At 62.8% G+C, this 22,893-nt stretch carries 20 protein-coding genes; 9 read left to right on the top strand and 11 right to left on the bottom strand.

Annotation, left to right across the window (positions count from 1 at the left end):
• Positions 1 to 25 precede the first annotated feature (25 nt).
• The 5 genes from JKL46_RS20875 (at position 26) to JKL46_RS20895 (ending at position 6,571) form a co-directional block, all read left to right on the top strand.
• On the top strand, positions 26 to 1,285 hold the full coding sequence (locus JKL46_RS20875; protein WP_201836876.1) for a ribulose-bisphosphate carboxylase large subunit family protein: 1,260 nt from the start codon (positions 26 to 28) through the stop codon (positions 1,283 to 1,285).
• On the top strand, positions 1,282 to 2,649 hold the full coding sequence (locus JKL46_RS20880; protein WP_201836878.1) for a four-carbon acid sugar kinase family protein: 1,368 nt from the start codon (positions 1,282 to 1,284) through the stop codon (positions 2,647 to 2,649). The genes JKL46_RS20875 and JKL46_RS20880 overlap by 4 nt, the downstream gene beginning before the upstream one ends.
• Positions 2,650 to 2,687: 38 nt before the next feature.
• The gene (locus tag JKL46_RS20885; RefSeq protein ID WP_201836880.1) at positions 2,688 to 3,467 is read left to right on the top strand and encodes an SDR family NAD(P)-dependent oxidoreductase; all 780 of its coding nucleotides are present in this window, start codon (positions 2,688 to 2,690) and stop codon (positions 3,465 to 3,467) included.
• 46 nt (positions 3,468 to 3,513) lie between these two features.
• A complete protein-coding gene (locus JKL46_RS20890) occupies positions 3,514 to 4,533 on the top strand; it encodes a TRAP transporter substrate-binding protein (RefSeq protein ID WP_201836882.1) in 1,020 nt (339 codons plus the stop codon).
• 217 nt (positions 4,534 to 4,750) lie between these two features.
• On the top strand, positions 4,751 to 6,571 hold the full coding sequence (locus JKL46_RS20895) for a TRAP transporter large permease (RefSeq protein WP_201836935.1): 1,821 nt from the start codon (positions 4,751 to 4,753) through the stop codon (positions 6,569 to 6,571).
• Between the two features lie 54 nt (positions 6,572 to 6,625).
• Here the strand turns inward: JKL46_RS20895 and JKL46_RS20900 are convergent, their stop codons facing one another.
• From JKL46_RS20900 to JKL46_RS20945, 10 genes are all read right to left on the bottom strand, one after another.
• On the bottom strand, positions 6,626 to 8,332 hold the full coding sequence (locus JKL46_RS20900) for an IlvD/Edd family dehydratase (RefSeq protein WP_201836884.1): 1,707 nt from the start codon (positions 8,330 to 8,332) through the stop codon (positions 6,626 to 6,628).
• A gap of 80 nt (positions 8,333 to 8,412) precedes the next feature.
• On the bottom strand, positions 8,413 to 9,189 hold the full coding sequence (locus JKL46_RS20905; protein ID WP_201836886.1) for an ABC transporter ATP-binding protein: 777 nt from the start codon (positions 9,187 to 9,189) through the stop codon (positions 8,413 to 8,415).
• Positions 9,186 to 10,247 carry a FecCD family ABC transporter permease gene (locus JKL46_RS20910; RefSeq protein ID WP_201836888.1) on the bottom strand — a complete coding sequence of 354 codons (1,062 nt, stop codon included), beginning with the start codon at positions 10,245 to 10,247 and terminating at the stop codon, positions 9,186 to 9,188. The genes JKL46_RS20905 and JKL46_RS20910 overlap by 4 nt, the downstream gene beginning before the upstream one ends.
• 53 nt (positions 10,248 to 10,300) lie before the next feature.
• The gene (locus JKL46_RS20915) at positions 10,301 to 11,461 is read right to left on the bottom strand and encodes an ABC transporter substrate-binding protein (protein ID WP_201836890.1); all 1,161 of its coding nucleotides are present in this window, start codon (positions 11,459 to 11,461) and stop codon (positions 10,301 to 10,303) included.
• 69 nt (positions 11,462 to 11,530) lie between these two features.
• Entirely contained in the window at positions 11,531 to 12,319 is a 789-nt protein-coding gene (locus JKL46_RS20920) for a class I SAM-dependent methyltransferase (protein WP_201836892.1), read from the bottom strand.
• Between the two features lie 343 nt (positions 12,320 to 12,662).
• Positions 12,663 to 13,796 carry an amidohydrolase/deacetylase family metallohydrolase gene (locus JKL46_RS20925; protein WP_201836894.1) on the bottom strand — a complete coding sequence of 378 codons (1,134 nt, stop codon included), beginning with the start codon at positions 13,794 to 13,796 and terminating at the stop codon, positions 12,663 to 12,665.
• A 19-nt stretch (positions 13,797 to 13,815) separates the two neighbouring features.
• Entirely contained in the window at positions 13,816 to 14,832 is a 1,017-nt protein-coding gene (locus JKL46_RS20930; RefSeq protein WP_201836896.1) for an N-acetylglucosamine-6-phosphate deacetylase, read from the bottom strand.
• Between the two features lie 7 nt (positions 14,833 to 14,839).
• Positions 14,840 to 15,589, bottom strand: coding sequence for a glucosamine-6-phosphate deaminase (locus JKL46_RS20935; protein ID WP_201836898.1), 750 nt, complete (start codon positions 15,587 to 15,589; stop codon positions 14,840 to 14,842).
• Positions 15,590 to 15,597: 8 nt separating this feature from the next.
• Positions 15,598 to 17,235 (bottom strand): ABC transporter permease, encoded by a 1,638-nt coding sequence (locus JKL46_RS20940; RefSeq protein ID WP_201836900.1) that lies wholly within the window; start codon positions 17,233 to 17,235, stop codon positions 15,598 to 15,600.
• Positions 17,235 to 18,281 (bottom strand): ABC transporter ATP-binding protein, encoded by a 1,047-nt coding sequence (locus tag JKL46_RS20945; protein ID WP_201836902.1) that lies wholly within the window; start codon positions 18,279 to 18,281, stop codon positions 17,235 to 17,237. The genes JKL46_RS20940 and JKL46_RS20945 overlap by 1 nt, the downstream gene beginning before the upstream one ends.
• Before the next feature lie 129 nt (positions 18,282 to 18,410).
• Between JKL46_RS20945 and JKL46_RS20950 the strand changes: the two genes are divergently transcribed.
• From JKL46_RS20950 to JKL46_RS20960, 3 genes are all read left to right on the top strand, one after another.
• Entirely contained in the window at positions 18,411 to 19,385 is a 975-nt protein-coding gene (locus JKL46_RS20950) for an extracellular solute-binding protein (protein ID WP_201836904.1), read from the top strand.
• Between the two features lie 61 nt (positions 19,386 to 19,446).
• Positions 19,447 to 20,241: a DeoR/GlpR family DNA-binding transcription regulator gene (locus JKL46_RS20955; protein WP_281399922.1), complete on the top strand. Its 795-nt coding sequence runs from the start codon at positions 19,447 to 19,449 to the stop codon at positions 20,239 to 20,241.
• A 33-nt stretch (positions 20,242 to 20,274) separates the two neighbouring features.
• A complete protein-coding gene (locus tag JKL46_RS20960) occupies positions 20,275 to 21,267 on the top strand; it encodes a PP2C family serine/threonine-protein phosphatase (RefSeq protein WP_201836909.1) in 993 nt (330 codons plus the stop codon).
• A 139-nt stretch (positions 21,268 to 21,406) separates the two neighbouring features.
• Here JKL46_RS20960 and JKL46_RS20965 read toward each other — a convergent pair whose 3' ends face one another.
• On the bottom strand, positions 21,407 to 22,183 hold the full coding sequence (locus tag JKL46_RS20965) for an SDR family oxidoreductase (RefSeq protein WP_201836911.1): 777 nt from the start codon (positions 22,181 to 22,183) through the stop codon (positions 21,407 to 21,409).
• Between the two features lie 115 nt (positions 22,184 to 22,298).
• On the opposite strand from JKL46_RS20965, the gene JKL46_RS20970 reads away from it, so the two are divergent.
• Positions 22,299 to 22,793 carry a hypothetical protein gene (locus JKL46_RS20970; RefSeq protein ID WP_201836913.1) on the top strand — a complete coding sequence of 165 codons (495 nt, stop codon included), beginning with the start codon at positions 22,299 to 22,301 and terminating at the stop codon, positions 22,791 to 22,793.
• The last annotated feature ends 100 nt before the right edge of the window (positions 22,794 to 22,893 follow it).

The raw sequence follows: 22,893 nt of genomic DNA on the forward strand, positions 1-22,893 counted from the left end.
CAAGCATTTTCTATCAGGAACGCCCATGCTGACCGACCGCATCGAAGCCGATTACCTGCTCGAGACACCCATCGCCCCGGAGCGTGCGGCGGAGATCATCGCCGGCGAGCAATCGAGCGGCACCTTCGTCGCAGTTCCGGGCGAGACTCCTGAACTCAAGGAGCGCTCGGCCGCCCGCGTGATCCGGCTCGTGGTCCTTGATGAGAAGGTCCCTCATCGCTCACTTCCCTCGGCGTCGGCGCCGAAGCCCGGCGAGCGCATCACCCGCGCGCTCATGACCCTGTCGTGGCCGCTCGCGACGCTCGGCCCCTCCCTGCCGAATCTCGTTGCGACCGTCGCCGGCAACCTGTTCGAGCTGAAGGACGTAAGCGGCCTGCGCCTGCTCGACATCCGCCTGCCCGAGGCCTTCGGGAAAGCCTATTCCGGCCCGCGCTTCGGGATCGAAGGCACCCGCCGCCTCGCGGACGTTTACGGCCGGCCGCTGATCGGCACCATCATCAAGCCGAGCGTGGGCCTCGGTGCCGAAGCGACCGCAGCGATGGTCAAGCAGCTCTGCGAAGCCGGGATCGACTTCGTGAAGGACGACGAGCTGCAATCGGACGGGCCCGACTGCCCCTTCGACGAACGGGCCCGCGCCGTGATGCGCGTCATCAACGATCACGCAGACCGGACCGGCAAGAAGGTGATGTATGCCTTCAACCTGACCGGCGAGTTCGATCAGATGCGGCGACGCCACGACCTCGTCCGCGATCTCGGCGGCACATGCATCATGGCGAGCCTCAACTCGGTTGGTCTTACCGGCATGATCGAGCTCGGGCGCTTCACCGAGCTGCCGATCCACGCGCACCGCAATGGCTGGGGCTATCTCACCCGCCATCCGCTGCTCGGCTGGTCCTACGTCGCCTGGCAGAAGCTGTGGCGACTGGCAGGCGCCGACCACATGCATGTGAACGGATTGCAGAACAAGTTCTCCGAGGACGACGACAGCGTGATCGCCTCGGCGCGAGCCTGCCTGACGCCGATGTTCGACGACAAGCCGTGCACCGTGATGCCGGTCTTCTCGTCCGGCCAGTCGGCGCGGCAGGTTCCTGGAACCTATGCGGGCCTGAACTCCACCGATCTCATCGTGACGGCCGGCGGCGGCATCATGGCTCACCCGGACGGACCCGCAGCGGGGGTCCGGGCGTTGCGCGAGGCATGGGATGCAACCATGGCCGGGATCCCGCTCGAAGTGCATGCACGAACCCATCCCGAGCTTGGGCGCGCTCTGGAGATGGCCGCATGAGCCCGTCTCGACCACTGCCGCCGGGGCCGCTCGTCGCGTTCTACGGCGACGACTACACGGGATCGTCGGCCGCGATGGAGGCGCTCGCCTTTGCCGGGCTCGACACCGTGCTGTTCCTTGCGCCGCCGACGCCGGAACGCCTGCGAGATTTCGGTGCCTATCGCGGCATCGGCATTGCCGGGGTGGCGCGCTCGCGCGATCCCGAATGGATGGACCGGAACCTGCCGCCGCTCTTCGGATTGCTGCGCACGCTTGGCACGCCGGTCGTGCATTACAAGGTTTGCTCGACCTTCGATTCCGCTCCTCATATCGGCTCCATCGGACGGGCCGCCGACATCGCGGCAGAGCTGTTCGAAGGCTGGATCCCGATGATCGTCGCCGACCCGGGCATGGGTCGGTTCCAGAGCTTCGGCCACCTCTTCGCGCTGGCGCAGGGCAAGGGATACCGGCTCGACCGGCATCCGACCATGTCGAAGCATCCGGTGACGCCTATGGATGAGTCCGACCTCGGTCTCCACCTCGCGAAGCAGACGAACAAGGGGATAGGACTCATCGACTTCGTCGCGATGAAGCACGGGCAGGCCGATGCGCGCCTCGCGGCGGCTGTCACTGACGGAGCGAAGGTCGTGTCTCTCGACGTGCTCGACGAGGAGACGTTGCTCGAAGCCGGCCGTCTCGTCTGGGAACGCGGTGGCGAGCAGGTGTTCAGCATCGGCTCGCAGGGGGTTGAGGCCGCGCTCGTGGCCTATTGGCGCTCCTGCGGGCTGCTGCCGAAGCAGAAATCCGCATCGCGTGTGGGTGGCGTCGACCGTATCGCCTGCGTGTCCGGTTCGGTTTCCCCGGTTACGGCAAGCCAGATCGCCTACTCGGTCAAAAACGGCTTCACCGGCATCCGCATCGACGCGGCAAGCGCCGTGGACGAGGCTGCCTGGGAGAAGGAGATCGCGCGCGTGACGCAGGAGGCGCTGCGCGTGCTCGCCGACGGCAGCAACCCGCTCGTGTTCACGGCAACCGGTCCCGACGATCCGGCTGTTTCCGCCCTGCGGCAGGCGATCGTGACTGCGGGCGTTTCGACGGAAAGCGTGAACGACCGGATCGGCTCAGGCCTCGGGCGCGCCCTCGACACCGTGGTGCGCGAAGCGAAGCTGCGGCGGGCCGTCATTTCGGGCGGCGACACGTCGAGCCATGCGGCCTCGATGCTGGGGATCGATGCGCTCACCGCCATCGCTCCGGTGGCACCGGGCTCGCCCCTGTGCCGTGCCCATTCCACCGACCCTGCGCGCGACGGTTTGCAGATCGCGCTCAAGGGAGGACAGGTCGGCGGGGATGATTTCTTCTGTGCGGTGCGCGACGGCGCATCGTGACGACCATGAATGACGGGTAGAGCCCGCGAGGAGGACGAATGAGACTGCAGGGAAAAGTCGCTCTGGTGACGGGCGGTGCACGCGGTATCGGCCTTGCCGTTACAAAGGCATTGGCTGCGGAGGGCGCGATACCGGTCATCGCTGACATCAACGAACAGGGCGCCCGGGAAGCGCTAGGCACGCTCGGCGCCTCCGACGGATTGGCGCTCGGGGTGAACGTAGCCGACGAGGCTTCCGTCAACGCGATGGTCGAGGCGATCGTTGCCCGCTACGGCCGCATCCACATCCTCGTCAACAATGCCGGCATCGGCGGCAACACTCCCTTCCTCGACATTAAGCTCGAGGAGTGGAACCGGACGATCGCGATCAACTTGACCGGCGCTTTCCTCGTGGCTCAGGCCTGCGCCCGCGAGATGGTGAAACACGGCAGCGGAAAGATCATCAACATCGCCTCGCTTTCCGGCCAGCGTGGCGGACATGGCCGTGGGGCCTATGGTGCCGCCAAGGCCGGTCTCGAGCTCCTAACCAAGGTCATGGCCGTGGAACTCGCGGAGTTCGGCATCAACGTCAACAACATCGCACCCGGCGCCATCGAGACCGAGATGGCGAAGTTCGCGCATGACCAGGCGACGCGCGCCGCCTACAACTACCTGATCCCCATGACGCGCTACGGAACGCCCGAGGAGATCGCCGATGCAGCGGTCTTCCTCAGCTCCGATGAGAGCCGGTACATCCACGGCCACACCCTGAATGTCGACGGAGGCTTCCGAGCCGCCGGCCTGATGTTCCGCGGCGGGAAGGCCGCGCCCGCGGGCTGATCGGTACCGATCGGCAAAGCCTTACAGAGAAAACCAGGAGGAACCCATGTCCAAGAGCATCACACGCCGCAGCTTCGCTGCCCTTGTCGGCGGCACGGCCATCACCGCTGCCCTGCCGATCCGCTACGCCCACGCCGCTGAATACACCTTCAAGATCGGCACGAACGTGCCGGCCTCACACCCGCTCAATGTTCACCTTACCAAGGCCGCCGAGCAGGTGAAGATGGAGACCAACGGACAGTTCGAGCTTCAGCTCTTCCCCAACAATCAGCTCGGTGCCGATTCCGACATGCTGTCCCAGCTTCGCTCCGGCGCGTTGGAATGCTTTCTGAACTCCGGCGTGAACGTTCTGTCGACGCTGATCCCGGCGGCTGCCATCTCAGGTGTCGGCTTCGCCTTCAAGGACTATCCGGCCGTGTGGAACGCGCTCGACGGAAAGCTCGGTGCCAACCTGCGCAGTCAGATCAACAAGGGCGGCATCGTGGTGCTCGACAAGATCTGGGACAACGGCTTCCGGATGATCACGAACAGCGCCAAGCCCATCCTGCAGCCCGACGATTTGCGCGGAATGAAAATCCGGGTGCCGGTAAGCGCGCTGTGGCTGTCCCTGTTCAAGTCGCTCGGAGCGGCACCGACAGGAATGAACTTCGCGGAAGTCTACACTGCACTCCAGACCAAGGTCGTCGATGGCCAGGAGAATCCGCCCGCGATCATCGCGGCCGCGAAACTCAACGAAGTGCAGAAATATGCTTCGGTCACCAACCATATGTGGGACGGCTGGTGGTTCCTGATCAACCGCCGCGCTTGGAGCCAAGTGCCGGCGAACCTGCAGGAGACCGTCTCCAAAATCCTCAACAATGCCTGTCTCGCAGAGCGTGAGGATGTCGCGCAGCAGAACATCGCCCTGCGCAAGGATCTCGCCGCGGCCGGGATGACCTTCAACGACGTCGATCCGTCCCCGTTCCGCACCAGGCTCTCGGAGGCCGGCTTCTACAAGGAATGGCGCGGGAAGTTCGGCGACGAGGCCTGGGGCCTGCTCGAGGAATCGGTCGGCAAGCTGGCCTGAACACTCGCACTCAATCCATGGGTCCGGGTTGCCGTCTGGCTCGGGCCGAGCCCAGTGAAAAGCCCTAACGAAGCCGTGGCCTGCAAAATGGGCTGCGGCACCGGCGGGATGCGCTCCGGCACGAAGGAAGCAGCCTATGGTCGATGCCCTCACTCCCAATCTCTCCACTCTCGACTCCCACGCGCCGACCTCTGCGGCCGGCGTGGACGAGCCCAGCATGTCGCACCGCTCGCACCTCGGCTTCCTGATACGCCCGATCGAGGCGATCTCGGCAGTGCTCCTTGTTGGCCTGATCGGTCTCATTCTGGCCAGCGTGTTCTGGCGCTATGTGCTCGGTTCGCCGATCACTGCTTCCGACGAGATTGCGTCATTCATGTTCCTCTGGATCGTGATGTTCGGCTCCGTGATCGCCATCGACCGCAACGAGCACATGCGACTTGCCATAGTGCTGAATGCCGTGCGGCCGCGGGCGCGGCGGCTTCTCGAGGCAACAGGTCTCATGATCATGGCTGCGTTCCTCGGCGCCTTACTGCCAGCAGCGATTGAGCACACCTACTTCGAAGGCGATGTCGTTTCGCCGGGCCTGGAGATCTCCATGGCTTGGCGTATTGCCGGCATCCCACTCGGCATTGTGCTGATGCTCATTGCGCTCGTGGCGAAGTTCCTGCGCGAGACGAGCGTCAGGGACATGGTGGTGAGCGTCGCCATCGTTGCCGCAGCCGTGGCCGTGCTGTGGCTGATGACGCCCGTCTTCGCTCAGATCGGCAAGGCCAACATCCTCGTGCTGCTGGTGGGCGTGATCGCCGTCTGCCTCGCGATCGGCGTGCCGATCGGCTTCTGCTTCGGCTCGGGCGCCCTCGCCTTCCTGCTCTTCTCGACCAAGCTGCCGCTGACGGTGATCGTCGGACGCATGGACGAGGGCATGTCGAGCCTGATCCTATTGTCTGTGCCAGTCTTCGTGCTTCTCGGCTGCATTCTCGATGCTACCGGCATGGGCAAGGCCATCGTCGATTTCCTCGGCTCGCTGCTCGGCCATGTGCGCGCCGGCATGTCCTATGTGATGCTCGGCTCGCTCTATCTGGTATCGGGCATATCTGGCTCGAAGGTGTCCGACATGGCAACTGTCGCGCCGGCTCTGTTTCCTGAGATGAAGCGGCGCGGCAACAAGCCGGAGGAGATGGTGGCGCTTCTCGGCACGGGCGCCATCATGGCGGATACGGTCCCGCCCAGCATCGTGCTCATCGTGATCGGCTCTGTGGCCGGCATCTCCATTGCGGCCCTGTTCGCCAGCGGCTTCATCGTCGCTCTTTTCCTGCTCATCATCCTTGCGGTGGCAGCGCGCTGGAAGGCCCGCACCGAGAGCCTGGAGGGTGTTCGCCGTGCGCCGATGAACATCATCGGCAAGGCGTTGCTGTTCGCGGCGCCCGCTCTCGTCCTGCCCTTCCTCGTGCGCGGTGCGGTGACGGAGGGCGTTGCGACGGCGACCGAGGTCTCGACGATTGCGGTTCTCTACGCGGCGATTGCGGGCATGGTCCTCTACGGCGGCATCAGGATGCGCGACATGTACCGCATGCTCATCGAGACCGCCGCGATGACGGGAGCGATTCTGCTGATCCTCGGCACCGCCTCTGCGGCTGCATGGGCGCTGACGCAGACCGGCTTCGCGCAATATCTTGCCGTCGTGATGAAGGAGTTGCCGGGAGGCTGGATCGTCTTCATGGCGGTCACGATCATCACTTTCCTCCTGCTCGGGTGCCTGCTGGAGGGCTTGCCGGCCATCGTTCTGCTGGCTCCGCTGATGTTCCCCATCGCGAAGGATCTGGGGATTCACCCCGTTCACTATGCAATGGTCGTCGTAGTCGCCATGAATATCGGATTGTTCGCACCTCCCGTGGGTATCGGCCACTACATCGCCTGCTCCATCGGCAAGGTCGATCCCGACGCAGCGATGAAGACGGTCTGGTTCTATCTCGGAGCACTCGTCCTCGGACTCGTGGCCATTGCACTCATACCGGCCATCTCCATCGGCCTCATCTGACGAGGTCGGTCGAACGAAGCTCCGCTCGCACTTTGGGCGAGCGGGGATCAACCGTCAGCAGAAATCGAAATCGCAGCCCTCGTCGGCCTGCAGCACACTCCTCAGATAGAGACCGCGATACCCGCGCACTTCCTCGGAGAGATGAGCTGGCGGCCGCCAATCCCTCGCGCGACGCTCCAGCTCGTCCTCACTGACGAGAAGCTCGAGACGGCGCTCGCTCACATCCAATAGGATCAGGTCGCCGTTCTGGACGAGGCCAAGAGGCCCGCCGGTGGCGGACTCTGGAGCAATATGGAGAACGATCGTTCCAAATGCAGTGCCGCTCATGCGCGCATCGGAAATGCGCACCATGTCCTTCACACCCGCCTGGGCGAGCTTCTTCGGAATCGGCAGGTAGCCGGCCTCCGGCATGCCGGGCGCTCCCTTCGGACCGGCATTGCGCAGGACCAGGATGTCGTCTGCGGCCACGTCGAGGTCGGGATCGTCGATCCGGGTTACGAGATCCTCGACCGAATCGAACACGACCGCCCGACCGGTATGCTGAAGCAATTCGGGTGATGCCGCCGCGTGCTTGATCACGGCGCCCGAAGGAGCCAGGTTGCCCCGCAGGACCGCCATGGAGCCGGTGGCTTTGACGGGGTTGGCCCGGCTTCGGATGATCGTCTGCCCCGGGATATCCTCGGCACGATCGGCAATGGCGCCGATGGTCTCACCCGTGACCGTCGCAGCATCCAGAGCGAGATGATCCCGAAGCTCCTGCAGGAGGCGCGGAACTCCGCCGGCCCAATGGAAATGCTCCATGTAATTGGCACCGGAGGGCTTCAGATCGACAAGGACGGGAACCTGGCGCCCGATCCGGTCGAACTCCTCCAGGTCGATCCTGATACCGCTGCGGCGTGCGATGGCGGCAAGATGAACCAAGCCGTTGGTAGAGCCTCCGATGGCCTGCAGCACCACCATGCTGTTGCGAAAGGCCGCCTCGGTCAGCAACTCGCTCGGCCGCGGTCCGCCCTTTGCCAGCTTGACCGCCTGCCGGCCGCTCGCCTCGGCCGCGCGGATCCGGTCGGCATGGGTTGCCGGGATCGAGCCTGAGCCCGGCAGAGCGATGCCGAGCGCCTCTACGAGGCAGCCCATGGTACTTGCGGTGCCCATCACCATGCAGGTGCCCTGGGTCGGAGCAAGACGCCCGCTGACGACCTCGACCTCGTCCTGATCCATGGCGCCGGCCCGGTGCTGCCCCCAGAGGCGACGACAATCCGTGCAGGCTCCGAGCATTTCACCCTTATGATAGCCCACAAGCATCGGCCCGGTGATCAGCTGGATCGCCGGCACATCGGCACTGACCGCCGCCATCAGCTGAGCCGGCACGGTCTTGTCGCAGCCACCGATCAGCACGACCGCATCCATGGGCTGGGCCCGGATCATTTCCTCCGTATCGATGGCCATCAGATTGCGCAGGAACATGCTGGTGGGATTGGCGAAGGATTCATGAATGGAGATCGTCGGAAACTCCATCGGAAGCCCGCCTGCCAGCATCACGCCACGCTTCACCGCCTCGATGAGGCGAGGCACATTCCCGTGGCAGGGATTGAAGTCGCTGAAGGTGTTGGTGATGCCGACGATCGGGCGGTCCAGCGCATCGTCGGAGAAGCCGGCGGCCTTGATGAAGGCCTTGCGCAGGAAAAGGGAAAAGCCCGGATCGCCGTGACTGGCAAGATTACGGCGCAAACCGGTGGGAGAAGATTTGGGATCGTTGCTCATGGCACGCGATCATCGGCGCGCCACCATGATTGTCAAACGATATTGCTGAGCCCCATGCCGACTGCGCAGCGGGTCCCTCTTCAGGCTCGGCGCAGGTACGCGTCCACCATGAGCGTACCGGTCGACACGCGCTCCACGTGGATACCGACACCATAGGCGGCCTCGATGGCATCTCCGGACAGAACGTCGTGCGGCACTCCGTCGGCTGCGATCCGGCCATCGCCCAGCAGCATGAAGCGCTTGGCGAAGCGGCTGGCGAGACCCAGATCGTGCAGGGCGACCAGTGTCACGATGCCCCGGCTTTCCGTGACCCGCTGCACCAGTTCCATCACCTCGAGCTGGCGCCTGAGGTCGAGCGCGCTCGTGGGCTCGTCGAGCAGCAGGATCTGCGGGTCGCGCACGAGGGCCTGAGCCATGCCGACGAGTTGCTGCTGTCCGCCCGAGAGATCCGTCACCGGTCGGTCGGAGAGCATGCCGATGCCGAGCTGATCGAGCACCTCCTCGACCCTCATGATGTCGGAGCCCAATGCCCGCCCGCCCCGGCCGCTCTTGCGAGCCAGCAGCACCACGTCGAAGATGCTGAGCGCTGCGCGCATCCCCACATGCTGAGACAGGAAGAACACGGTTTCATGTCGCTTGCTGCTGCTGAGCGCGCCCAGATCGACGTCGTCCAGCACGATCGCGCCCGCCTGCGGCTTCAGGAGCCCGGCGACAAGGCGGAAGAGAGACGATTTGCCGACGCCGTTCGGGCCGACGATCGCGGTGATCTCACCGCGCCGAATATCCGTCGCCTCGATCGCCTCGAACAGGGGCAGATGTCGATAGCCGAAGCTCAGTCCCTTGATCGTCAGGCTCATCGCCAGCTCTCCCGGCGTACGGACAGGATCAGGCTGAGGAAGAATGGCACGCCGACGAGGGCCGTAATGATCCCGATGGGATAGATCACGCCGGGCGTGATGCCCTTCGACAGAGTCGACGCCACCGAGAGGATGATCGCTCCGGAGGCCGCGGAGACGGGGAGGAAATAGCGCTGGTCTTCACCGACGAGCATGCGGGCGATGTGAGGGCCGACGAGGCCGATGAACCCGATCGTCCCCACGAAGGCGACGGCCGTCGAAGCGAGAATGGAGATGCAGGCCAGCATCTCAAGCCGCAGACGCGCCACCGGAACGCCCAGGCTCGAGGCGCGCTCGTCTCCCATGGACAGGGCGGTCAGCATCCAGCTGCGCTTCATGCAGATCGGAACGACCAGCGCCAGGAGACCGAGGCAGACGGCAATCTTCGTCCAGGTGGCGCGGGCGAGGCTGCCCATCATCCAGAAAATGATCTGTTGGAGTTGCGTCTCGGACGATTGATACTGGATGAAGGCGAGAAGCGCGTTGAAGGTGAAGAACATCGCGATTCCCACCAGCACGAATGTCTCGATCGTGACGCCGCGCATGCGGGTGAAGAGAAACAGAATAATGGAGGTCGCGAGGGCAAAGAGAAAGGCATTCGCAGTGACGAGGAAAGGCCCTGCGAAGGGAACGAAGCTGATGCCGAGCGCGATGGCGAGAGCCGCCCCGAAACTTGCGGCCGACGAGATGCCGAGGGTGAAGGGGTCGGCCAGGGGATTGTTGAGAATGGTCTGCATCTGCGCTCCGGCGATGCCCAGCATGGCACCGACGAGCACGGCCATGATCGCCACGGGCAGGCGCACGTTCCACACGACCACATCGAGCTTGCTGCCATAGGAGCCGGGATCGAGGATGGTTCCCGTCACCTCTCTTAGCGAGAAATTGCCTGGGCCAACGGATACGTCGATAACCAGAGCAAGCGCGAGAAGAAGGACCGCGCCTGCGACGTAGCCCAATCTTTGCAGCGTCCGGCGATGATACCGCGCTCCCGCGCCGGTGCTCAAACTCAAGTCGGACATAGAATTCCCTTCGTGAAAGAGGCGCGAGCCTCAATTGGCCCGCGCCGAAGGCGTCACTTGAGTTCGGTCCAGAAGAGTCCGGTCAGCGGAATGGGCAGGAACTTCTGATGCAGCTCCTGATATGTCGCCTGAGGATCGAGATCCTTGAACTTGTCCGGATGCATCCACTTTGCGAGCGCTTGGATGGCGACGAAGTGGTAGGGGCTCTGATAGAATTGGTGATAGATCGCCATCACCTTCTTGTTCTTCACGGCGGAGAGCTCGGCGAAGCCGGGACGCTGCACGAGACCGCGGAGCTGCTCCTGAGCCCGTTCAGGCTGCGTCTCGTAACCGAGCCAGACTGCCTTGTTGCCGGGATTGGACTTCGACCAGTTCGCGCCGGTCATCAGGAGATAGGCCGGATCCTCGACGATGATCTTCTCCGGGTTGACCATGCCGCTGGCGCCCGAGAAGAATTTCGAGCCCCAGTTCAGGCCGCCGGCTTCCGAGACGAACTCGCCGAAATTGAAGTTGCCGAACGACCGGCAGCAGGTATCCGGCTCAAGGCCCGCAGCCTGCTCGGCGAAAACGAGCGGCCGCTCGTTCTGCTTCAACCGGTTCGTCACGTTGTAGATGCGCCGCATCTGCTGGGTGTAGTAATCGACGAATTCCTGCGCCTGATCCTGCCGGTCGAAGACGCGGCCCAGGAGGAGGATGCTCGGAACCGCGTTCTGAGTGGGCCGCTCGCGGAAGTCGATGAAGATCGTCGGAATGCCGGCCTTCTCGAGATTATCGAGGATGCCGGTCTCCTTCGCCTTGTCGTAGAAGCCAAGCGACAGGACGATGAGGTCGGCATCAAGCGCAACTGCCTTCTCGACGCTGAAATCGCTCGATGCCAGTGCGCTCACGAGCGTCGCGTTCTTCGCGTCCGGGACATTCGCGAGATACTGGTTCCAGGTATCCGGATCGAACTTCGGCAGATCGTCACCGATGGCGGCTAGCTGCGCGAACGGCTTTTCCTTGTTGAGCAACACTGTCGCATAGAACAGGCGGCCCTCGCCGAGGATCGCGCGCTGGACACCCTTCTTCACCGTCACCGTACGGCCCGCGAGGTCTGTCACCTTGATCATCGTATCGGCGGCGTGGCCGGGAGCGATCAATCCCAATGTCAGCAACACGAGTGTCATGGCTAATGCCATGCGCTGCACCAGCCGCGTCAGGAATATGTGTGGCATCTGCGTCATATCCTCAAGCAAGGGGTTCAAGGCCCCTGGTTGAATGAAGTCCCGAAGCCGGCGGGAGCTTCAGGGTTTGCGGGCTCGGATCGCGTAACGATCCTGGCTTGCCCGTTCGAGTTGCTGGCGCAGAGGCATGTTGCGCCATTGGCCGCGATGAACGGCGGACAAATCCCGGTCGACGGTCACATCCTGGAAGCCGCACGCCCGGAGAAGCTCAATGATCCGGTCAGGGCGGGCGCCGTCCGAAAAGTACACCTGTTTCAGGATGCGGTTGTGCGTTTCCATATCCATTCCGGGGCGCGGCGCCGGCGGCGACAACTTGGCCAGCAGCCTGGCGGCAGAACGCAGAGCACGCGCCTTCAATGTTCTCGGCGCACCGGTATCGGCATCGACGATGAGGAGAGCTCCGCCCGGCTTGAGGACGCGAAACCATTCGGCGAAAGCCTCCGGCGGATTGACGAGCGTCCAGACCAGGTGACGGGTGACCACTGCGTCATAGGCCGCATCCGGCTCCAGGGTCTGCTCGGCGTCGCCGGCGATGAAGCGGATGTTTGCCTTGCGCTGATCTGCCTTGGCGCGGGCCCGAGCCAACATGGCGTCCGAAAAGTCGAGGCCCGTGACGCGAAAACCGAGATCGTTCAGCAGATGCGAGATGACACCCGTGCCACTGGCAAGATCGAGAACGGGTCTGCCCGCTCCATCACCGAGGTGCCGTCGAAACAATGCATGCCAGCCCTCGCGCTCCTCATCGTTGAAGATCTCGTGGCCAGGCGAGAGATCAAACGTTTCCGAGCGTTTGCTCCAGTATTCACGAATGTCGTCCTTGAGGGACCAGTTGAGGGAAGCGTCGTCCATCAAATCGTTCTATCTCGCGTCTGCGGCTGCGTAACAGAGCGACCCGAAGATGTCACGATTAAAAACTAACTCTGATCTAGAGATTTCAAGTTTTTAATTATTCTAATTATGATGTTTTCTTACCTTAGAAAACTTCCAGTATAGATTAACTAGCCATTCAGAGGCATTACACAATCGATTCCTTGGCGACTACTACCACCGAAATCCGGATCTCCCAGAATGGCAGAAGAACGAAGTCCATATCGGACATTCGCAATCTTGCATGTGACGCCGCTTCTCCCGCGCGTGCCTTTGGCATCGTTTCTGCTCGATGGACGTCGAGCCACGAAATGCAATCACCGCGTCAAGCTCGGTGCCACATCGCCCCGCCGATCACCACGCCCCGCGAAGCGAGGCGCTGGCGTCCGAGCAGCTCGGCATTCGTGGAATCCCTGTAGGCGAACTGGCCCTCCTCGAGCGCCAGCAGGGTGGCATCTCCTGCACTGCCGGGCTTGAACGTGCCAAGATCGGGGCGCCGCATGGCGTCAGCCGGGCGCTCGGTCGCGGCACGGATCACTTCGGAGAGGGGCACGCCCAGGCAGAGGAACTTCGACATGGTGGTGAGGAGGTCGACGGCCGGGCCGTCGATGCAAAGGGCATGCACATCGCTCGAGATGCAGTCCGGGAGAAATCCGTTGGCGAGCATGACGCGCGCCGTGTCGAACGAGAACGATCCCATGCCGTGGCCGATGTCGAAGATGATGCCACGCTCACGTGCCTCGGTCACGGCCGGGTGCACCTTCCCATCGGATGTCGCCGGCGTATTCGGGAAAGGCCGGAAGCAATGAGTGAGAATGTCGCCCGGCCGCATGCGTGCCAGCACCTCCGGCAGTGTTGGAGGCGGCACATCGATATGCACCATCATGGGCATACCGACCCGATCCGCGACCTGGCGGGCGATGTCGAGCGGCACGAGACCGGAATTGCCGGACGCGTTGAAGCCGACCCGCACCTTGATGCCGACGAGCGTGTCCCGATGCGCGAGAGCAACCTCCACGGCATCGAGAGGCGCCATGAGCCTCAGATCGCCGCTCTCTCCCACCATGATGCGCTTCGAGAAGCCGTAGATGCCGGCAAAGGAAACGTTGAGGTAAGCGAGGATCCGCACCGGCGACGGACGGATGACATGCTCCAGGAACCCTCGATAATTGCCTGGCCCGGCGCTGCCGGTATCGGCAAGAGTGGTGCATCCGCCACGCGCGAGGATGAGCGGGTCCACGCCAAGCGACGTTCCGCCCCAATAAACATGGGTATGCAAGTCGATCAGGCCCGGCGTGACAATAAGCCCGGCGACATCCTCGACGACCCGGGCATCCGCGGCGAGACCGTCGCTTATAGCCGCTACGCGGCCACCCGTGAAGGCGACATCTGTTACCAGGTCGATGGACTGCGATGGGTCGATGACGCGGCCGCCCCTCAGAACGAGATCAAACGTCATGGTCTAGGGACCTCCTGTTTCATGCGTAACGCCGCTCGATGTCTCCGACCCTGACAGCAAGGGGATATAAATCATCAGACCAAAGGATTTCACTGTCCGGAAGATCCGCAGCCAAAGCCGCAATCGCCGTCGCCATCAGGCGGCGCGGATTGTCGGATGCCATGGACACGGCTTCGCCGGCCGTGGCGAGGCCCCAGCCGACGAGATTGCGAACAGCCCGATCGAGGACAAGCGCCGAACCGGCGAGGTATGCGCTTCCGGGCAGGCGCACGGAACCATCCGATGCATGCTCGACCATCATTCCCGCGAAAGGGTAAAGCCCGGGAGGTGCGGCGGCAGCGGATACCGCATCGCTCACAAGGATTGCCCGGTCACTTCCCTTTGCCCTGAGCAGGGTCTTGAGAGCGTGCGGCGGCAAATGAATGCCGTCGGCGATGAAACTGGCCGACAAGCGATCTTCGGCGAGTTGCGCGAACAGAGGATTGTCGAGCTTCGGCAGAACCTGTGGCAGGCCATTGCCAAGATGCGTCGACAGCCGAGCCCCGGCGTCGGCAGCCGCTGCGACCGTCGCAGAGCCCGCAGCCGAATGGCCGATGGCGACGACGCTCTCGGCAGTCACAGCACGGATAAAAGTCTCACTACCGGCAAGCTCGGGGGCGATCGTGACGAGCAGGATGGGGCGCGCCAAAATCCGGTTCAGCCGCTCGATGAGGGTTGGATCGGGCGCCCGCATGGCGCCCGGCGGATGGCACCCGGCATAGCCGTCGCCCGGATTGAGGAATGGTCCCTCAAGGTGATAGCCCGGCACCATAAGCGGCCCGAGCCGGCTTTGCGCGACAGCCCTGTCCAAGGCTGCGAAGCGAGCCTCAAGCACATCGTCCGGCGCGGTGATCAAGGTCGGCAGGCAGGTCGCGACGCCGGTGGCGAGCATCGCCTCGAGAGCATGATCGAGAGCATCGGCATCGATGGTCTCGCTGTTGAAGTCTATGCCTGCGAAACCATTGACTTGAAGGTCGAAGAGCCCGCTCGTCCGCATCTAAGCCTCAGCTTGCCTTGCGCGACAGGAGAGCGGCTGCGGGCGGATCGAGATAGAGAGTACAGTGTGGATGCTGCTGCAGTACGGACGCCGGGTGATCGGGGCTGACTGCGCCCTCTACGGCGTTCTTCACGGCAACCGCCTTACGGGCATCCGGCACGCACAGGACGACGCGCTCACTCTTCAGGATCTGGCGGATGCTCATGGAGATGGCGCGGTCCGGAACGGCCTCCAGGCTCGGGAACCACCCCTCGCCGAGCTGCTGCCGCCGGCACGCTTCATCGAGTGTGACAACGATATAGGGTGCTTCGACATCGAAATCGGCCGGAGGATCGTTGAAGGCAAGATGGCAGTTCTCGCCGATTCCGGCGAAGCAGACCGCTATGCGTTTCTCTGCAATGAGGCTGTTGAGCCGGGAGATTTCGGCCTCCAGATCGGCAGCGTCGCCCTCGATGAAAACGAACTCTCTCAACGTCGGAACGCGCGCGACGAAACGCTCCTTCAGATAGCGGCGGAAGCTCGCTTCATGGGTCAGCGGCAGGCCGACATATTCATCGAGATGGAAGACCGTAACCTTCGCCCAGTCGATCCCCTTTTCGAGCACCAGCGCGTCGAGCATCTCGAACTGGCTGGCGCCGGTCGCGAGGATGATCGTGCAGGCACCGTCGCGGGCGATGGCCGCCCTGATGGCCTCGCCACCCTCTGCGGCGGCATGGGTACCGAGTGATTTCTTGTCGGCTTCGATGCGGATATCCATGGGAGGTCTCAAAGCAACGCTCGCTCGTCCCGTCCCATGAGACGGAAGGCGATGTAGATGGCAGTGCTGCTCAACACGAGAAGCACGGTGGAAAGTGCTGCGGCGGTGCCGTAATCGCCGTCATTGATCGCGATGTAGATGCGCACGGGCATGGTGGCAGTGCTGCCCACGTATAGCACGAGCGATGAGGACAATTCGTTGATGGCCGTGACGAAGCTCAGCATGCCGCCCGCGATGATGCCCGGCAGAATGAGTGGAACGGTTACCTTCATGAAGGCCCTTGATGGACTGTAGCCTAGAGAGATCGCCGCCTCTTCCATACTCGGACTGACCTGCCGCAGGGCAGAGGCCGAGGAACGGACGGAATAGGGAAGTCGCCTGATGAAGATCGACAGAATGATCACGGCGGCCGTGCCGGTCAGCGCGAGCGGAGGCGAGTTGAAGGCGGCGACAAAGGCGATGCCCACGACGATGCCAGGCATCACATAGGGCACCATGAGCGTCGCATCGAGAAGCGAGTTGTTGACGCTCATTTTCCGCGCCACAAGGCATCCGATGAGCGTTCCGATGGTCACGATAAGCGCAACGGTCGCGAAGGAAAACGTGAGCGAGTTCTGTACCACATCTGCAAGATTGTAGAGAATGCGGCGGTAGCTATCCAAGCCGAAGCCCGGATGGAAGACCGGGCCGCTCGTGCGCCTGACCGAGTAGATCGCGGCAATGAAGGCGGGCATCGCCCCGATCAAAGCGATTCCATAGACGACCACATGGGCGGCGATGTTCGGGAACCCAGTGAGCTTCTTCTTCACCGGCTTGTTGATCAGGTTGCCGTGATAGACATTCCGGCGCGACATATAGCGCTGTGCGAACACGAAGAACATCGACAGCAGGATCAGCACGATGCTGATCGTGGTCGCCATGCTGAGATTGCTCCCGACCTCCGCGGAGTAAAGCGTGTAGGCTTCCGTTGCCAGCACGTTGAAGCCGCGTCCGATGAGACGAGGCGTTCCGAAATCGGCGATCGAATGGATCAGTGCCAGCAGACCGCCGGCAGAGAGAGCTGGGAGAACCAGCGGGAACGAGATCTTCATCACGCGCTGGAACGGCGTGAGTCCAAGGCTTTCCGCGGCCTCCTCCAGGGATCGGTTGATGTTGGCGAGCGCGCCGGAAGCAAGGAGATAGACGTAAGGATAGAACTTGAACGAAAAGACGATGAGGATACCCCATAGGCCGAAGATCGGTGGAATGAAGATGCCCCACGACATCAGGGTCTGGCGGACGAGACCGCCCGACCCGAACAGCACGATCCAGGAATAGGCGCCGATGAAGGGCGGCGAGACGAGTGCCAGGATCGCGAGCAGTGATACGATGCGGCTGCCGCGGATCTCGATGCGCGCCATACAGAATGCCATGGCGCTGCCGAGCAACAGCGAGCCGGCGAGGCCGCCGAATCCGATGATGAGGGTGTTGAGGAAAGCCGTGCGGAAGCGAGGCGTTTCGATGAAACGTGCGTAGTTTGCGAGGGTGAAGCTCCCGGCCTGATCCTGGACGCTCGAGAGAAGCACCGATCCGAGCGGCACCACCAGGAGAGCAATCAGGATCAGCCAGGCGAAGATCGAGACGAGTGTCCAGAAGCTGACCCGCATCAGTTGCCCCTACCCTCGAGTCGCACGCCTTTGGAATCGAAGCTCAGAATGTCCTGACGCCGGAAAGCAAGCGAGATGGCGCTCCCCGGCTCCATGCGCAGGCTTGGCGCGGGATCGGCGAGCTGCACGACGATCTTGCCGGCCGGCGTTTGGGCCATCACATGGGCTTCACGTCCGAGATAGGTATATTTTTCGACGCGCCCGGCGAGGCGGACGCTGTCTGGAGCGAGATTGCCCTGGTCGAGCTGGATGTGCTCGGGACGGATCGCCCATTGATGAACGCGGCTGGACTCCAGACCGAGATGAGAAGCCGCTTCCTGCGGCAGAATGTTCATGGTACCGACGAAAGAGGCGACGAAAATCGTCCTTGGATCGGCATAGATTTCCTGCGGCGTCCCGATCTGCTCGATCCGGCCCGCATTCATCACGCAGATGCGGTCGGAGATCGCCAGCGCCTCTTCCTGATCGTGCGTGACGTAGATGGCCGCGATCCCGATGCTCTTCTGGATGTCGCGGATCTCGTCGCGCAGGTCGATGCGTAACTTGGCGTCGAGATTGGAGAGCGGCTCGTCCATCAGGAGAAGCTTCGGGCGGATCACCATGGCACGGGCAAGGCCGATGCGCTGCTGCTGCCCACCCGAGAGCGCTGCGGGAAGGCGAGCGGCCATGGCGCCGAGCCGAACGGTGTTAAGCGCCTCGGCAACCCGAGTTGCGGTCTCCGTCGCCGGCACCTTCCTGGCTTTGAGGCCGAAGGCGACGTTCTCGGCCACCGTCAGATGCGGGAAGACCGCATAATCCTGAAAGACCATGCCGATATCGCGCTTGTGTGAGGGAACGGCATCGAGCGCGGCTCCGGCAAGGCTAATGCTGCCTGCCGTCAGGTCGGCGAAGCCGGCGATGGAGCGCAGCAGGGTGGTCTTCCCGCAGCCGCTCGGCCCCAGAAGCGTGAAGAACTCGTTCCGCTCTACCGCGAACGACACCCCATCGAGGGCTCGAACCGATCCGCCGAACTGCTTCGATGCATCCTTCACCGTTAGATAACTCATCGTTCCCCCGGGCCGCTCTTGCTTGTCTGCTTTACAAGCATAAGCAGGAGTGTTTACTTTGCAACATGCGGTCTTTGCATATACAACATAAAGGCCGTTTTTGACGTCATCGTGGTTCGGGAGGAACGGATGAAAGCGTTGACAGGCCTATTGGTGACCGCCGTTTCGATGGCGGCATTCGCTGGAGCCGCCTCGGCTCAGGAAAAGGTCGTACTCTACACAGCCCACAAGACATCCCTCGTGCAGGCGCTCGCCCCGGTTTTCGAAAAAGAGACCGGAATCAAGACCGAGGTGATCCAGCTCGGCTCCAGCGAGGTCACCCGCCGTGTCCGCGCCGAGGCCAAGGCTCCGAAGGCCGACGTGATCTGGAGCACCACCGGCAGCCTGCTCACCGAGAATGCCGACCTTCTCGAGCCCTACAAGTCGAAGGAAGCCGGCGGCATCGATCCGCGCTTCGTGAAGAGCCCGGCTTGGACGCCCTATACGGCCGTCATCTACGTGCTCATGCAGAACACCCGCATGATCCCGGAGACAGATACGCCGAAAACCCTGACCGATCTGGCCGATCCGAAGTGGAAGGCCAAGGTCGCCTCTGCCCGAGCAGACAATTCCGGCTCGGCGTTCCAGCAGATGATGACGGTTCTGACCGTCTTCGGCGACCAGGGCTGGAACAAGTACGGCGAGATCGCGAAGAACTTCGTGCTGACCGACAGCTCCGGCTCGGTGCCCCGTTATGTCGCCGATGGCGAGGCTCCGCTCGGTCTGACGCTCGAGGACAATGCTCTCGAGTACAAAGTCGGCGGCGCGCCGGTGAAGATCGCCTATCTCGCCGATGGAACGACCGCCTCTCCGGACGGCGTTGCTCTGGTGAAGGGCGCCCCCAATTCCGAGAACGGCAAAAAGTTCATCGACTGGGCGCTTTCCAAGAAGACCCAGGAACTGCTGGTCAAGGAAGCGGGACGCCGCTCGGTCCGCACGGATGTCTCCGGCCCAGGCGACCTTCCCCCGCTCAGCAGCCTGAAGCTCGTCGAGTTGAAGACCATCGACGAGCTTGGCGGCACCCAGGCCGTGCTCGACAAGTGGCGCAAGGCCGTCGGCCAATAGTCAACATTGCGGCCGCGGTTTCATAGCCGCAGCCGCATTCCTTCAAGAACCGTCCGGAACCATGCCCGCGTCCCTATCGACGAAAGTCACGAAACTGTCGGCGGAAGAACGACGGCGGCACATCATCGAGTCGATCGCGCGGCTTGGTGGAACTCCGGTGATGAACCTCGCACAGGAACACGGGGTCACCTCGCAGACCATTCGGCGCGATCTGCAGGAACTGGAATCGCGCGGCCTCATTCAAAAGGGCCACGGCGTTGCGCTTCCCGGCCCTGGTTCCACAGCCATCGCCTACAAAGACAGGAATGCCCATCAGACGGAGCTGAAACGCCGGCTGATGGCGCCGCTTGCAGAGTTCATTCAACCGGGCTCGACCATCTATGTCGGGCTCGGTACGACATTCAATTCGATCCATGAGGTATTGCGCGACCGCTCCCGTCTGATCGTCGCAACCAGCAATCTCGGTGTTGCCTACGCGTGCACATTCAACACCACGGTCACGCTCTACCTGTTCGGCGGTTATGTTCGACGCAACGACACAGCCATTCTTGCCGCCATGGGCGGCGGCGTCGGCAACACCTTCAAGTTCGATCTCGCGATCCTCGGCGCCAACGCCATCGACGAAGATGGCGCGGTGCTCGCGCACGACCCTCTCGAGGTCTCGTTTGTCCAGGAGGTGATTGCCGCCTCCCGGCAGGTGATCTTCGTCGTGCAGGCGGATAAGTTCGGCGGTCGCGCGCCCCACGCCATCAGCCATTTGCGTCATGCATCGGTGCTTATCACCAATTGCGATCCCAGGACCAAACTCAAGGACCCGGCGATCCTCAATGCGACACACATCGTTCAAGTCAAGTAGGTGTCGCCTGATTCCTGAAAGCGAGTTTGTTCCATGCTCATCGAAGCCTTCTCCGAGGCCAAGGATCCCTCTGCGCCCGATACGAACGAAGACCGCTTCGTCGTTCTTCCTGGACGCGCCTATGCCGTGATCGATGGCGTCACGGACCGCCTTGGCACGCGCTATAACGGCATGCTGTCCGGCCAATATGCGGCAACGATCGTCAAGGAAGCACTTGAATACGCGCTCACGCGCCCCGACCGACCCACAGACACGAAGCTCCTGATCCCCATTCTGACCCAGGCTATCGCCGATGCCTATAGAACTCACGGCACGCTGGACGCCGCACGGTCGGACGTCAACTATCGGTTCTCCTCAACCCTCACCGTCGCCCTGATAGGCGATGAGACCATCGATATCGCGCTTGTGGGCGATACCGGGATCCGCATCAATGGCAGCCGTATCCTCCAGATCGACAAGGACCTGGACCTGATCACGTCGACCCTCCGCCAGAAGGCCTGGCCGGTCATCGGCGCCCGCACGAGTGACCCGGTGATACAGGAGAAAACGTCGCGCCGGGTGACCTGGTTCGGCACCAGGCAGCCGCATGAAGCGCTCGCCGACATCCTCGATCCTCAGGATCTCGTGTTGATCGAGCAGCATGCGGTCACCGCATGCGTGCAGGCATTGCCGCACGTGCCGCAAGGCGACATCGAAACGCTCGTGCGCGGCGGCATCGTCAATGCGCAGGGCGCCTATCAGAACAACACGAGCACGATCCTCGGCTATTCGGCTCTCGACGGCTTCGAGGTCCCTCTGTCCCTGGTGCATTTCGAGCGGCTTCCACGGGCAGAGGTCCGAACCATCGAGCTGTTCTCCGACGGCTATTTCAGACCCGGTGCGGATTTCGGCGTGGCGTCCTGGGAAGAAGCATTTCGCGACGTCGAGCGGGAGGACCCGGCAAAAGTGATCCTCTACCCCTCGCCCAAAGGCTCGACAGCCACGCACTGGACTGACGATCGCACCTATCTCGGCGTAAAGTTCTGAGGCCGACGCCCGGAACTGACGCAAGTCACCTTAGCGCATCGTGCGAAAAGTGGACCCGGCTTTCCGCCCCGAACGATGCGCTCTTCAAAGAGTGGAGCATCGGACCCAAAAGTGGATTCCACTTTTGGGATCCAATGCTCTAGAATTCCGCGCCGCAGAATTCACGGGCCATGGTCGTCGAGCCTGCCGTGAGGCCGCCATCGAGAGCGATGACCGCACCGGTGATCATCCGTGCGTCCGGGCTTACCAGAAAGGCCGCCAGACCCGCCACGTCTTCCGGCTCGCACACCTCACCCAGCGGATACCAGCGCTTCACCCGTTCAAGGATCTCAGGATCCTGCGCCACGCGCTCGTTCCAGGCCTGCGTCCTCACGCTGCCGGGTGCGATGGCGTTCGCGCGGATGCCATGTCGCCCCAGTTCAACGGCCAGGAAGCGGGTGAAGTGCTCGAGGCCGGCCTTTGCCGAGCTATAGGCCGGATAGCCGTAGATCCCGGTGGCATTGGCCGACGAGATATTGATGATGATGCCCCTGCGTCGCATCATCATGCCGTCCTGTACGGCGCGCACGCAGCGCCAGGCACCGTTCAGGTTGAGATCGAGATCGGCCAGCCACGCGGCTTCATCGGTCGACGCTAGCGTCGGCGCGATCACACCACCCGCATTGTTGACGAGGACGCCGATTGGGCCGAAGGCTGCTTCCGCTCGAGTGACAGCCTCACCGATAGAGGCGCTGTCGGTCACGTCGGCTGTGATGCACACGAGGCGATCACCGCCCACGATGTCCCGGGCGGCCCCTTCGAGAGCGGTTCCATCCCGGTCGAACAGCACGACTCGATGCCCCCCGGCCAGGAAGCGCCGGGCCAGTGCCCGACCGATATCGCCGGCACCGCCGGTCACAAGCACAGTCTCGCTCATTCCTCGCCTCCCACTCCCAAGGTTTAGCGGCTCTGGAGCCGTGCACAAGTCTCATGGAACGGTTCCGCAACGCGGATTTCGCCACTACGATCACTGCCAACGGAGTTTTCACACGATGTCCGACAGCAATCCTTTTCCGTCCAGCGACGTCGACCGGCACGCGGTCTGGGAGATGCTCGTTCGCCGCGACATTCAGGCCTTCGTCGCGGGCGATTGGAACGCGCATTATGCGGATTTCGCGCCGGACGGCTTCTTTGGCATCGACGGCGGATTCTCGGACGATCCCGGATCATGGCGCGCGACATTCGCCAATATCGCGCGCTATCGCGAGGCTTGGCTTGCAGGCGGCACAGAATTTGCCGGACGCATCGACCCCAAGGATCTGAAACAGGCCTTATTTGCGCTGACGACCTTGCATGAGATCGAGATCGTCAACGACTTCGCGATGGCGCGCAAGAAGTTTGACGGCACGATTCCGCTCGCAGGAGCGGAATCGGCCGTATTGCGCTGGCAGACCCTTTATTTCTGCCGGCGGATCGAAGGCCGGTGGCGCATCGCCGGCTTTCTGGGCTATCTGCCGAACCCCATGGGCGGTGCCGTCTCAATGTAAGCGCGGCCGATGCATCTCACATGGCGACATTGACGTATTTGATCTCGAGAAAGCCCTCGATGCCGTATTTCGAGCCCTCGCGGCCAAGCCCCGACTGCTT

The sequence above is a fragment of the Microvirga zambiensis WSM3693 genome, assembly GCF_016735695.1.
GTDB classification, from domain to species: domain Bacteria; phylum Pseudomonadota; class Alphaproteobacteria; order Rhizobiales; family Beijerinckiaceae; genus Microvirga; species Microvirga zambiensis.